The organism is Sporomusa sp. KB1, from assembly GCF_007830295.1.
Classification (GTDB): domain Bacteria; phylum Bacillota; class Negativicutes; order Sporomusales; family Sporomusaceae; genus Sporomusa.
Map to the genome: position 1 here is coordinate 562047 of NZ_VLKC01000002.1, position 13945 is coordinate 575991.

Sequence of the window (13945 nt, forward strand, 5' to 3'; positions counted from 1 at the left end):
TTTCACTGACGTATAAATTATTCAGACCTCTCTATATAGAGGGGGTCTAAATAATTTAGTCTGTATAAAGACCAGATTAATAGAAGAAGTCTAACTTAACTTGATACAGGCTGCCAGCGGCATTGGTGTAGCCAGGCAACAGACTGAGATCTTTATACTTGACATGCCAGTAGGCTAACTGCAGGTTGGTATTTTTAGCGATAACTTTCTGGTACAGCAAAAACAGCGTTTTGGTATTGTCCTGCTGTTCGTAGCTGGGGCTGCCCACATAGTTTTTATTCCACTGAAAATCCCAGCCATTAACGTATGGGGGTACAGCGCCAGCATCACATTCAAAATAGCCAACAGCCCATGCGCTTTGGCCGACGGTTTTGTGGTCAACAATGTCGGAAGCCGGCCAAGTGGTATGAGGAATCGTGACTTGTCCATTGGTTAAAAAGAGAGCAAACGCTTTAGGGTTTTTCGGTATCATGGTGTAACCGGCCAGCGCGGTACGGTCCACAAGCGTAGTGTTGATATATTCGGCCAATAAGGTCAGGTTACCGATCTTGTAATCCGCTGAAAGGTCAAGCCCCTGGGATTTTTGGAACGAAGTGCCAAGGAAGTTGCCGTTAGTATAGGCAATGGTGTCGCTGGTACTGCCGTTAATGCTGGACCAATAGTAGCCGGCCCGCAAGCCGAAATTGTCGGACAGTCTGGTGCCTAATTGAAAGTCCCCCATTACCGGGTTAGTCTGTGGCGGGCTGGTCTGATAAGCCGGTGAGTTTACATTGGCGATATAGGTAGTAGCTTCAACGTTGCCGAGGGTTTTCTTAAAGAAAATGCCATCGGCATTAGACGGACGGGCGATTAGACCTATACCGATATCATGGACAGGCTGACGGCCTGCCCAGATCATGTCAAGGCCCATGGTATCGAACATCATAGCACTGGCGCCGGTCATTTTTACTGCGGCAGTGGTATTGCCGATATGTTGGTCGCCGCCCATTTCCAGAGTGAGGTTTACAAAGGTTTTGTCATTAACTTTGTAGGTAAAGAAGTTTTTGTCGGCAAAGGTAAACTTTTGGCTGCCGTTAAGCCGTTTAGTACCGGCGGCTTCATTGCCGGACGGAATGCTGTCGTAATGGAAGCCCAGTTGTAGGTCACCAGTAATAGTTAATTTATCTTGTTTTTCTTTGATCGCCTTAACTTCAGCGCCGAGGGTCTTAAGTTCGCCGGCGAATTCAGCGGCTAGTTTGTTGATTAACGCTTTGTCTTCGTCATTGGCCTTGTCAACTTTTTTTAGGGCATTGACTACGACTAGAGCCATTTCATAACGTGTAATAGTATTATTGCCACGGAAAGTTTTATCGCTGTAACCATCAACAATTCCGTCGTTCGCCAATTTATTTACGGCGCTATATGCCCAGTGATTGGTCGGAACATCGCCGAACGGGTTTTCAGCGGCAAAGGCTACCGATGCAAAGCTAAATAGAAAGAGTACTAAAATCAGATACGTTAGTTTTTTCATTTTTACCCCACCTTTAATTTTTTATTACCGGGACCTTTCGTCTACCACCGATAGCCATTGTTTGAGGCCGTTAAGTACTTTTGATTATTCACCTCACTTGCTTACTGCGTATTAATTGCAATTTGAGCAGCCAAATAGTACTTTACCAGAGTTCCGTTACCGGCTGCCAAAAGCAAATCACCCCCTTATTTAAAGCTGTTTTTATCCAAATTATCGCTCGCCTGGCTTGCTGCAAATAAACTGCTTGCACTAGGGATAAATAATCTGTCTGGATGCTTCATGCAACGTGCATGCTATTTCTCTACCATGCTTATGTTGCGGTCCCGACTCTGTGTAGCAAAGATATATATTATGGCAATAATTACGCAGATAGCAAGCATCGCCGCTACAAAGGTGAAGGTTCCGCGAATTGATCCATGCGAGACCCAGTCGGCAAATTGCGTAAAAAATGCTGAGAGGTACTGTCCTATGTAAATGGACATACTCAAAAAAGAAATAGCGAACGTTTTTTTAGAATTAGGAGCCACGGTGGAAACACGGTTCATTAGGTAGGGGAACATTATACCCAGCGATAAACCGAGACAGATTGCCGCGACTACAACCAGTGAAAAGCTGTGGGCAATACTGAAGAAAAAATAACCTAAGGCCATGCAAGCAAGGCCAAGCACTGCGGTGAACCGTTTTAGCCCCTTCAATACTTGGACGAAAACCAGGCTAATTAAGAATGAGACCACAGTCTGGATCGAGGTGGCAAGCCCGACATCCACTGATGTGCCAATGTGTCCGCTAACGATAAATAAGGATAGTTTGTAAAGAAGAACCATTGACATGGTCATGTATACAATCATGTCAATGGAGGTCAGCCAGACCCGATAGCCTAACTTTTCATGCGGGTTGCCTTGGACTTTAGTCTGAGCTATCTTGTCATCCTTCTTCTCCGGCGGGAAATTCGGCAATGTAGCCCACTGCATAATTAGCACGAGAACAAAAATCAGGTAAAAATAGAAGGCGTATTTCCAGTTAAATAGTGCGGCATACCCCGCACCGATAGCCAAGGCAAACGAGAATACACTTCCGCAGGCATTGGTCCAGCCTAGTAGCTGTGCGCGCTCCTGGCCCTGGTATAAATAGGCGATCATTGCCGGAGCCATCGGATACACCATACCTGCGCCGATTCCCAGCAGAGCCCGGGTCCAGACTAAATCCATAATATTGTTAGCAAAGACGCCGCCAAAGCCGCCAGCGATAAACAGAATCGTTCCAATCATGAGCAATGTTTTTTTGCTGACATAGTCCGCCAGTTTACCAGTTATTATTATTGTTGGAATCATCAATAGACTGGGTAACGACAGTAGCTGATTCAGCCAGGGGCCGGCGTCAGGGAAGGCGTCAGCGATATTTGCCAAAATTGGTACCAGCAAGACGCTGGCGACCATACCGTCGACACTGCTGAATAGCAAGGCGCCTTTAAGCAGATTTCCCCTTGCTCCACCACTATTAACCACGAGACATTCTCCTCTCAAATTCTGCTGTCTAACTTGAAATAACTACAAAATAGTTGTACCGCGTATATTTCACTATAGTGGTCAATATCTTTGCCTTTATGGTTATGGGAAATATACAAAGGTTTCCGTGCTGACGGCCTAGTAACGTTGATCCATCGAAGCATTTAATGCAGCTTATACCCTCGAAGTTTAAAGTTTTGGACCGCCTATTTACCTGAAACAGCGGAAATCATGGCTTTGACATTTTCCACCTTGGCATTTGGCGGTACATAACAACCGGACGACAGAATTAAGCCTGGGCCCATATCACGTATCAGCTTTGTGCAGTAATTATAGACCTCATCCGGCGTTCTCATCGTCAGCATAGCCGCTGGCACATCACCTTTGATACACATGTGGTCGCCGAGCATTTCCTTAATCTTGTAAATGTCAGTCACCGAGTCAGTATCAAAAATGCATTTACCCCGTGGCAGTGTTTTAAAATATTCCAAATCGCGTTCCCAGTTGCCATCAATATGGATATTAACTGCCGATCCTTCTTCAATAATTACGTCCGCCAACCCCTTAAGGTATCGCCAGACAAACCGCTCCCACAGTTTCCGCGAAAAGAACTGGCTGGCACCGCGGGCGGGAGTCAGACAAGTCACCTTCGGTTTGACGGCTCGCAGTTGCTTTCTAAGCTCCTCTACTGTTTCTTGATGGATGATATCCAGGACAGCTTGAACCTTGTCCGGCATACGAAATAAATCGCGCGTAAACCGGGGAAATGATCGGCCTCCACCCAGGTGTTCATTTACCGTGATAGCGAAGCAAGGCGTATAAACCATATAACCATTATCCTCAACATCTTTGGTCATTTGCGGCACACCGCCTAAATCCGCTACTATCTCGGAAACTGAAATATGCAATCTGTTGGCAAAATAATCGTCCTTAAAGGCTGACCAGCCTTTATTTAAAATGATATCGTAGTCTTCTGTCGTCATTCTTTCCTGTTCGTCAATCTGCCATAAAGCATCATCCGATAGTTCCCGTCCAGGCAGTTTAACATTGGCAAAAAATGCAAGTGGAAATGAATTTGCGGCGGTAAATACCGCGCTTATTCCATCAATATCTCCCAGTTGCTTAACTGAATTCATAATTATTTCATGAGATCTTTCCGGACTGGAGCAATATTCTGATAATTTGACGCCCATATGCATTGCGCAAAATGCGTCGGCTGAGAATACCACTGGCGTCCTGTCCGCCTTTTCCAGCGCAATGGCCTTTAACACGCGTGCGGTACGCTCTTTAAGTAACTCTTGAACTGTTTTCATAGTAAACACCACCTATTGATTTTTAAACTCAAACCCCTTACCCATCCTCGTGCTTAAGTCCAACACCTCTTAGCTTTTTCCCACTGCTTCGGACAAGAAGATTCTTTATCTTCGGTCTGAGTTAGCCTTTTGCAGCAGCAACTAATGCTTCGACATTTTCTGGTTTTGCATTGCAAGGTACGGTACAGCCTGAGGAAAGAATGATGCCTGACGGACCAATTTCTTCGATTAATTTGCGGGAATACTTATAAACATCATCCGGAGTTCCCAGCGTGAGCATCGCCGGCGATACGTCCCCGGTAATACACATCCGGTCGCCAAGTACTTCTTTTATCTTGTAGATATTGGTCGAACTGTCAGGATCAAATATACAACTACCTTTAGGAAAATCAGTAAAATAATCAAGGAAATCATCCCAACGGGCATCCATATGAAATAATACTTTGACGCCTTCAGCGATAGCTACGTCGGTAAATTTTTTGAACAATGGCCAGCCAAATTTTTCAAACATCTTTCGTGATAAGAAGTCACAATTGGCCCGGACGCAAGGAACTACGACTGTGCAAAACGGTTTTTTCACCCGTAGAAATTTTATCTCGTCCTCAACCATTTCAGCCACCATAACATCTAATACGGCTTTGATTTTGTCAGGCTTTTTATACAAATCGCGGTTAAACTTGACAAGTCCGCGACCTGAACAAAGAGCATCATACGGTATTCCGCCGCCAATACCGTCAAGAAGGTTAACCAGGCCGATTGATTTGAACTTTTCATCCTGCTGTTTATTGAATTCCGGGTCTGGCGTTATCTGTTCGGAAGTATAGCCCAATCTTGTAGTCAAAAAGTCCGGTAAAAACTTACGCCAGCCAATTTTCAAAATGGTATCGTAATCTTCTTCGGTCATCAATCCGACTTCATCGATTTGCCAAAAAGTATCATCCGACAGTTCGCGGCCGGGAATCTTGGTTTTAGACAACCACATCGCCCCGGTTGCATCCGCTCTACCCAACACTGGCGGTCCGCCGGCGTCAACCTCGGCCAGTTTCTGATAGCCGTTAATTACCATATCATCAGCCCAATCCGGCCGGTTTATGAAATCAACCATTTTTGCCTGCGGGTTGCCATATTTCAAAAAGAAGGTTCCCGAAAGCAATATTGGCGTTCGGTCGGGTTTCTCTAAGGCAATAGCCTTTTTTAGCCTTGCCATTCGTTCATTGAATAAAGTTTCTGTCGAGTTCACATCGCACACCTCGTTTTCTTCTTTCTTCCATCATCAGGCTTAAATATTACTCCCGTTAACCCCTCCCGCACTTTCGGGGTAGGGTGCAACGGGAGCAGCATATCGCCTTTTATTTACTTAAGCGTTTTTTGTTTATACATAGGAACAAATTTATTTGCCGGAAGCGGCGGCGACCATGGCTTTGACATTTTCCTCCTTGGCGTTAAAAGGTACAAAGCAAGCTTCAGCCAAGATGTATCCTGTCGGGCCAATTTCGTTGACCAGCCTACGGCTGTAGTTATATACTTCGTCCGGCGTTCCCAGCGTTAAGAGCGCCGGCGGTACATCGCCCATTATGCAGGCATGGCCTTCTAACGCTTCTTTGAGTTTATAGATATCGGTTGAATTGTCACTGTGGAAAATAAATTTCTTGGCCGGCAGCTCGCGGAAGACCTCTAAATCCCGATTCCAATCGCCATCCATATGTAAGTAGGCAATTGAACCATTATCTGCGATAAACTCGACTGCCTGTTTCATATACGGCCAGACAAAGCGCTGCCAGAGTTTTGGCGAGAATAAGCCTGTTGCGCTGCGCGGGGCACCCATCATCACCGTTAACGGGTTAGCGGCAAAACAAGGCTTAGCCATGGCCAGCAGGTCCGGCATAGCGGCATCCATGGCCGCTTGTACTTTGTCCGGGCACTTAAATAAATCTTTCATAAAGTTACTCATGCCCCGGCCGCAGCTAAACAAATCAAGGGGCATCATGATTGCGCCGCCGGACAGCGGCACAACGCCGGCGTTGCTAAAATTGGTGTCGTATTGGGGCATATTGGCTTTGCTTACTGTTTCTAAATCAGCCAGTGTCTCGGGAATTCTGGTTTCGAGAAAATGTTTATTGAACGCGTTCCAGCCTTTGTCGATGATCATATCGTAATCCTCGACTGTCATCAGATCCACTTCTTCAACTTGCCAGATATCGTTTTCCCCTAATTCCCGTCCAGGCAGCTTTTGCCGGGAAAGGAACGCCGGTCCACTGGCAATGGCCAAGGCCGTTGTTTGCATCGAGCAATCGGCATTTTCCCCCATGTCCAGCATGCAGTTAAGCATCATTTCGCTTGCTCTGTCCATATCACTTAAGTATTCGGCTAAGGTAAATCCCATATGTCTTGCAGCAAAGGAGTCAACCCCCAGCACTACCGGCGGACGGTCAGTTTTTTCCAATGCAATTGTCTTTTTAATCCGGTCAGTACGTTCCTGAAACAGCTCCAGGCCAGTTTTCATAGTATAATATCCACCTTTCATTTAGTCATTTTGAGGAGTTTTTATCTGTCACGTAATATATACAGAACTACTAACCGTCATTTTATAAAATCTAACGGTGACCATTTTTTAAGCATTCAAGTTCTTGCTACTATTTAAATGTTTATCAAATTGACTTTGCGTTGATAATATGAAGACAACGGAAATAACGACAATAATCAAGACCTGGACAGCAATTATCGAAAATGCCGCTCTTGTTACTCCATTGACAAAAGATTCAACCGCTTGGATATAATACGCCGCTAGAAATTGCCCGATGTACATCGCTGTACTCACGAACGACACTGCGGTAGTCTGCGCGTTTTTAGGAACAACCATGGTTATTGTTGTCATCATGTATGGCAACACAGTTGCTAATGAAACTCCCATAAAAAGCGAGGCAACAATAATCATTTCAAAATTCTGCGCGATACTAAGGCAAAAGAAACATAATCCGGTTGCAGCAAAGCCCACCACTGCCGTATACCTCTTCAAGGCTTTAAATACTTGTCCAAACACTAAGCAAAGAAGCAATGCTGTAAACGATACTACTGAAGAAGCTATTCCGGCATTCGCCGAATTTCCAAGGTTTGCTTCCATGATAAAAATAGCAGTTTTTACAATGAACACCATGCTGATTACCATATATACCAATGTCGCCAAAACATAAACCCAAGCCAGCCAGTTCAAACCGTCATTTTTGTCATCCTTTGTCATTGCGACGTCTTGTTTTTCCGGGGGTACATGGGGTAATATCATTATTTGGGCAATCAACAAAACTATATATAATAAATAAATATAAAAAGCATAATGCCAGTCCATTACCGCAAGGTAGCCGGTAACTGTGGCAAAAACTACTCCGAAAATGCTTCCGGTCGCATTTCCCCAGCCAATCATCTTAGGTACTTCCTGGCCTTGATAAAGTTGCGCAATTAACGCTGGAACCAATGGAAAAATCAACCCTGTACCCAGTCCGCCAATAGTCCGCATTAGTAAAATGAAGTCAATATTATCATACAGGCCACCACCAAACCCGCCAATAATATAAAGAATAGAACCAAAAACCAGAACGGTTTTCTTACTGACATATTTGCTAATATATCCGGATAATAGTATTGCAGGAATCATAACCAATGACGGCAAGGAAATAAGCATAGGAATCTTCGTTCCCGCATTTGGAAATTCTATTGCTAAATTCCCCATGATCGGCATAATTAAAGTTGTCGCCATCATTGTATAGGTGTAGCTAAACAATAACACTGCCTTCAAAGCCGAACCTGTATTTTGCATGTTATAACACACTCTCCCTTATTTTTTTGATCAATGTACAATACTGACAACTTCTTATTCACCTCCCAGCAGTATGTGGCTTTACTAAAATTACATGTTTATGATACTTAAAAATAAAACAATTGTGAAATATCAAAATAGACATGTATATTCCAAAAATTCATAACATACGTAATGATTTTTTATAAATTTTGAAATATAATGATGGATATAACATTATATAAATTTGTCAACAAAGCACATCTGCCGTTTGATACACGCTTTGGTAGTTTCGCCTTCAATAAGCTGATAACATTAAATCATATTTTTCAGAGGTGACAATCCATGAATAATGATATTCGTTATTTACATTCATTCATTGCTGTAGCTGAGTATTTAAATTTTACCAAAGCAGCCGAACATCTCCATATTAGTCAATCGGCACTAAGTAAACATATTATTGAATTAGAAGAACAATTAGGAGTCCAATTATTTATTCGCAACCACTCAATGGTTTGTCTGACGCGTGCGGGGTTTACCCTATTTAAAGAGGCTGGAAATCTTCTGAAGAAAATTGATGAAGTGCTTGAAGCAACACGTCAATCCCAAAATGATGTTTCAGGAAAGCTAAAAATTGGATGCCCTAGCTCTTCGCACACTTTTCTGCCCAAAATCTTCAAACGGTTTAGTGCTCTTTATCCCCACATCACCCTTGAACTGCGAGTGCTCCAGATGCCAATTAGCAATAACCAACTGTATCTAGAAGAATTAGACATTAATTTCAATTCCTGTATCGGGCATACGGAGAAACTAAAGTCTCCATTTAAGCAAAAAGAAATACGAAGATCCCGACTATGTTTCTTATTGCCCATCAATCACACTTACGCTAATAAATATTCCATTAGTCTTTACGAACTTAAACAAGAGCGCTTCATTCTCTTTGATCAACCGGGATTTGAATTTAGCAATTGGTTTGTACGTAAGTGTAACGAACAAGGATTTACCCCTAATATTGCACATGCTTTTTCGGAAGTAGATAGCATTTTTTTGCATGTGGCATCTGGGCTGGGAATTTCATTTTTTGTTTTGGATTCACTATATTGTAAAATGCTGCGAAGTCAAATTTCCGTTGTTGCTATGAATGGCGATGATGCATATGGCATAGTTTCTGCTGTTTGGAATACTAAAAATAAAAACCCCGCTATTTCACTTTTTTTAAATTCAATTAATTGACTATATAATTGAATTTTTAAAAACAGCTAACTAATGTGTACTGAATGAATCGCAAAGCCTTGCTAATACTGAAATGGTCAAATTACCAAACCGTTACGACTGGCATTAGGAGCCCTGTCGATACAAATTGAGTATGGCTACTCTCAGTACCTTAGTGGTAGATGCAAAGATGCAGGCTGTGCGCCCTCGAATATCAAAAATAGTGATCACTTTGTCGATTTTGGCATTGAACCTACACAAGGTTTTTTGCGTTTTTTTTTTGCGTTTTTATAGACAGATGGGTACTTTTTCCCCTTGGGACAAATGGTCATAAAAATAAGGCTTTCGTTCAGTAGATATTAACTAGATCTGGTTGGCGGATTGTAAAATGGCAGCCTCGCAACGCGCGGCGGTCCATGGAAATGGCCTGGAACATAAATAAACGCCCTCGATACTTCCTATTGGAAGCATCAAGAGCTAAAAAGTTGGTTAATATGTAACGGGAAGAAAGTCAATTTTAGGCGACCAGCCATGCTTATGACAATGCTCAGGGATTTTAATTTGAGTAGATAGTCACCGCCGAGCTCTTTATAGTGTTCTTTATCACGTATAATGAAAAATGCGAAAACTAGCATATGGCTGCAATACTCATATAATCCATCCCCTTTGTGTAATTATTGCAACACCATTATTACAAATTAGCAGTCCTTTTGTTTTGTACATTATTGCGCATCTTCTTTAGGATTGTATACTTTACAATTAAATTCTCTACCTATTGCACATTTTTAGATATTAGCGTTATAATTTTACATATTATAGGGAGGGGGATATGTTAATTACGATCACTTTGCGAGGAGGTAAAAATATCTAATAAATGAATTTGTCTTTCAGTTTCCCTTTTTATTTTTATCTTAGTACGCGAGTCAAGACTCCCACCTCTACAGGCGGCGCTAATTCAGGTGGAGTAGACTCTCCACCTGAATCCCCAATGTTTCAGCTATGCTGAAACGAGTTCACTATTAAAGTTTAGGAGGATAATGATGGTAAAAAAATCTCGCTACATTGGTCATCTAGTACTCGTTCTTATCTTAATTACCAGTCTATTTTCCGGTTGCGGGAACAGCGAAAGTAAGGATATTAAAATCGGTATGGTATACGAGTTAACAGGAAATACTGCATCTTACGGTACTTCTGCCGCAAATGGCGCCAAACTGGCCTTCAAAGAAGTCAATGCCAAAGGAGGTATTTTGGGAAAGCAAGTTCAATTAGTTACTGCTGATAATAAAGGCGAGCCTTCTGAATCGACTAATGCAATGTCAAAAGTAATTACTCAGGATAAAGTAGTAGCTGTAACCGGCTTTACCGTGAGTTCCTGTGGAATTGCCGGATCTGCTGTTGCCGAAGCCAATAAAATTCCTTTTGTAGCCGCAGCTACCGTGAACCCAAGGGTCACACTAAATGATCAAACCGGCAAAGTAAAAGATTATACATTTCGAGCTTGCTTTATCGACTCTTTTCAGGGGACAGTAGGTGCTAATTTTGCGTTAAATAGTCTTAAGGCCAAAAGAACTGCCATTATGACCGATAATTCTAGTGACTATAGTAAAGGCTTAGCCCAGATTTTTAAAAGCACCTTCACAGCAGGAGGCGGTCAAATACTAGCTGAAGAGGCTTATCTCCAAAAAGACCAAGACTTTAAATCCATTCTAACAACAATTAAAGCACAAAATCCTGATTTGATTTACATACCTGGATACTACGAAGATGTAGGTAAGATTGTAAAACAAGCTCGCGAGCTAGGTATAACTGTTCCGGTTCTTGGTGCAGACGCCTGGGATTCGCCTAAATTAGTTGAAATTGGAGGGCCTACCGCTTTGAATAATACGTACTTCACCAATTTCTATTCTGTAGAAGATAAAAACCCTACATCGAATGCTTTCGTTGAAGCGTATAAACAAGAATATGGCCAAACCCCAGATTCGATGGCTGCTATGGGTTATGATGCTGCCTATTTATTAGTTGATGGTATTACACGTGCTAATAGCACTGATCCAAATAAAATCCGTGAGGCATTAGCAGCAACTCAGACTTTTAAAAGCGTAAGCGGTGATATGAGCTTAAACGCTACACATGATGCTGTTAGAGGCGTAGTTATCATCGAAATGAAGGATGGGAACCAAGTTTACAAAGAAACTGTAAAACCATAAAAATTATGTTTTCACCCACAATTGCCACCTATATATCTTGGTGGCAATTTTTTTCATGCTACTCCACCAGCACAGGTGATTGTTGATGAATTTGAAAAAATAAAAAACAGCAGCAGCTAATCGCAATACGAAACCAAAAGCGAGCTTGCTTCACTGGTGTATCAGTGAAGCAAGCTCGCTTTTTTAGTCTGCTAACTACTCTTTTCCTATACTACCCTCTGTAAGAAGGCCCTTGTCCGGGCCTGCGACGGCGAACCAAATACAGCGTCCGGCGACCCTGCTTCGACAATCTCACCGTTGTCCATAAAAATAACCCGGTTGGCAACTTCTCTGGCAAATGCCATTTCATGGGTAACAACTATCATGGTCATATGCTCTTCCGCCAGCTTGCGCATGGATTTCAGAACTTCGCCGGTCAGTTCCGGATCAAGCGCTGAGGTTGGTTCATCAAACAGCATAATGTCAGGATTCATTGCCAACGCCCTGGCAATGGCCACTCGCTGTTTTTGACCACCTGACAGGCGTGAGGGATAATCATCGCGTTTTTCGGCTAGTCCGACTTTACGCAAAAGTTCTTCAGCCTGAGGCACAATATCCTCACGTTTACAGCCTTTGACAGTAATCGGCGCTTCAATAATGTTTTCCAGCACAGTAAGATGAGGGAAAAGGTTAAACTGTTGAAATACCATCCCCATCCGGCGGCAAATCTGTCTGGCCTCGGCTTCAGCGGCGTAGTTGACTTTTCCCTGACCGCTATCTGTTACCAGCACATCGCCCTCAATCTCGATGGACCCTTGATCAATGGTTTCCAGGCGGTTCAGGCAGCGCAAAAAAGTGCTTTTGCCTGAACCAGAGGGACCGATGATAGCAATGACCTCGCCTTTGTCCACCGTAAGCGATATGCCTTTTAAAACTTCAAGTTGGTTAAACTGTTTATGAATGTTTACTGCTTTAATCATGTTCATCGCCATTTGCTCCTACTCGTCATATACAGCATACTTCTTTTCCAGCTTTTGAAACAACCAGGTAAGAACCAATGTCATAACCAAGTAAAATACGGCAGCAACAATAAATGGCATTGTATTAAAATCCCGCTGTACAATGGCTCTGGTTGTCCGCAACAGATCATTCATGGCCAGAACATAAATCAGAGAAGTATCTTTGACCAGCGTAATGGTTTCATTGCTCACCGGCGGCAGCACGCGTTTAATGACCTGAGGTAGAACAATGCGACGCATTGTTTGCACATAGGTCATGCCCAATACCTTGGCCCCTTCATACTGACCACGATCAATGGATTGAATGCCTGCCCGGAATATTTCAGCAAAATAAGCCGCATAGTTTAGTACAAAGGCCAGTAACGCCGCCGAAAAATCAGGCAGCCGTACACCAACATAGGGCAAGAACGGCAGCCCAAAATAGATAAACAGGAGTTGCAGCATCAGGGGCGTTCCCCGAAACAGCCAGATGTATACGCCGACCGCACGGCTCAGGACCTTGAACCGGGAAATGCGGGCCAAAGCCAATAGCAAACCCAGAGGCAATGCAAGGACAATAGTGGCAAAAAACATTTGCAGCGTCACTACTGTGCCTTCCAGGAGCGGCGGCAGAATTCCTAGTACATAGTCCATTTATGTCTTCCTTACTTTACAATATCTTCGCCAAACCACTGCTGGGAAATCTTAGCCGAAGCACCGTCTTTCTTCATTTCATCCAGAGCCTTTTGCAGCTTGCCTAAAAGTTCCTTATCTTCTTTGCGCAAGCCGACGCCATATTCCTCTGAACCGAAATTATCCTTTAAGATAGTGTATTCGCCCGGTTTTTTAGCGATATAGTACCGGCCAACAATTTCGTCCACAACGACCGCATCAAGACGGCCGGTCTTTAAATCCATAAGCGCGGCTACGTTGTCGCCAAACTTTTTGAGTTCTTTAAACGACTTCAGAGCGTCAGCATCTTTTTCAATCGCCTCAATACTGCTGCTGCCTTCCTGCGTACCAACTACTTTGCCTGCCAAATCAGCCTTGGTTTTAATCGGCGAATTAGCGGCCACAACAATAATTTGGCGATTTTCCATATAGGCATTGGTAAAGAGGATATTCTCTTTGCGCTTGTCAGTAATCGTCAAACCATTCCACAGCACATCGACCCGTTTACCGCTCAGTTCTGCTTCTTTGCTATTCCAGTCAATAGGTTTAAATTCAACTTCTACTCCCATACGCTTGGTAGCTTCTTTCGCCATATCAATGTCAAAGCCGATAATGTTGTTTTTGTCATCCCGGAATCCCATGGGTGGAAAATTGTCATCAAGGCCAACCACAATTTTTTTCTTGTCGGTTCCGCCGCATCCGGCTACCAACATTCCGGCCACCAGTAACACTAACATGGCTGCTATTAATCGTCTCACT

General features: G+C 43.2%; 11 protein-coding genes. 2 read left to right on the forward strand and 9 right to left on the reverse strand.

Going from position 1 to position 13945, the window contains the following annotated elements:
- Positions 1–76 precede the first annotated feature (76 nt).
- From SALPA_RS06420 to SALPA_RS06445, 6 genes are all read right to left on the reverse strand, one after another.
- Positions 77–1510: an S-layer homology domain-containing protein gene (locus SALPA_RS06420; RefSeq protein WP_145091196.1), complete on the reverse strand. Its 1434-nt coding sequence runs from the start codon at positions 1508–1510 to the stop codon at positions 77–79.
- 293 nt (positions 1511–1803) lie between these two features.
- Positions 1804–3015, reverse strand: a complete 1212-nt coding sequence (locus SALPA_RS06425; protein WP_145091199.1) for an MFS transporter — start codon at positions 3013–3015, stop codon at positions 1804–1806.
- 206 nt (positions 3016–3221) lie between these two features.
- On the reverse strand, positions 3222–4328 hold the full coding sequence (locus tag SALPA_RS06430) for a uroporphyrinogen decarboxylase family protein (RefSeq protein ID WP_145091202.1): 1107 nt from the start codon (positions 4326–4328) through the stop codon (positions 3222–3224).
- A gap of 121 nt (positions 4329–4449) precedes the next feature.
- Complete coding sequence (locus SALPA_RS06435; RefSeq protein ID WP_145091205.1) at positions 4450–5568, reverse strand: uroporphyrinogen decarboxylase family protein; 1119 nt, start codon at positions 5566–5568, stop codon at positions 4450–4452.
- Positions 5569–5718: 150 nt separating this feature from the next.
- Positions 5719–6831: a uroporphyrinogen decarboxylase family protein gene (locus SALPA_RS06440; protein ID WP_186450937.1), complete on the reverse strand. Its 1113-nt coding sequence runs from the start codon at positions 6829–6831 to the stop codon at positions 5719–5721.
- Between the two features lie 108 nt (positions 6832–6939).
- A complete protein-coding gene (locus SALPA_RS06445) occupies positions 6940–8139 on the reverse strand; it encodes an MFS transporter (RefSeq protein ID WP_145091211.1) in 1200 nt (399 codons plus the stop codon).
- A gap of 324 nt (positions 8140–8463) precedes the next feature.
- Here SALPA_RS06445 and SALPA_RS06450 point away from each other — a divergent pair, with 324 nt between their 5' ends.
- Together SALPA_RS06450 and SALPA_RS06455 are read left to right on the forward strand one after the other, a co-directional pair.
- Positions 8464–9351: a LysR family transcriptional regulator gene (locus SALPA_RS06450; RefSeq protein ID WP_145091214.1), complete on the forward strand. Its 888-nt coding sequence runs from the start codon at positions 8464–8466 to the stop codon at positions 9349–9351.
- A 1019-nt stretch (positions 9352–10370) separates the two neighbouring features.
- Positions 10371–11537, forward strand: coding sequence for an ABC transporter substrate-binding protein (locus SALPA_RS06455; RefSeq protein ID WP_145101782.1), 1167 nt, complete (start codon positions 10371–10373; stop codon positions 11535–11537).
- 206 nt (positions 11538–11743) lie between these two features.
- Here SALPA_RS06455 and SALPA_RS06460 read toward each other — a convergent pair whose 3' ends face one another.
- From SALPA_RS06460 to SALPA_RS06470, 3 genes are read right to left on the reverse strand one after another with little or no spacing between them, the layout of a single operon-like run.
- Positions 11744–12502, reverse strand: a complete 759-nt coding sequence (locus tag SALPA_RS06460) for an amino acid ABC transporter ATP-binding protein (RefSeq protein WP_145091217.1) — start codon at positions 12500–12502, stop codon at positions 11744–11746.
- Positions 12503–12514: 12 nt separating this feature from the next.
- Positions 12515–13168 carry an amino acid ABC transporter permease gene (locus SALPA_RS06465; RefSeq protein WP_145091220.1) on the reverse strand — a complete coding sequence of 218 codons (654 nt, stop codon included), beginning with the start codon at positions 13166–13168 and terminating at the stop codon, positions 12515–12517.
- An 11-nt stretch (positions 13169–13179) separates the two neighbouring features.
- Positions 13180–13944 carry an amino acid ABC transporter substrate-binding protein gene (locus SALPA_RS06470; protein WP_186450938.1) on the reverse strand — a complete coding sequence of 255 codons (765 nt, stop codon included), beginning with the start codon at positions 13942–13944 and terminating at the stop codon, positions 13180–13182.
- Position 13945 lies beyond the last annotated feature (1 nt).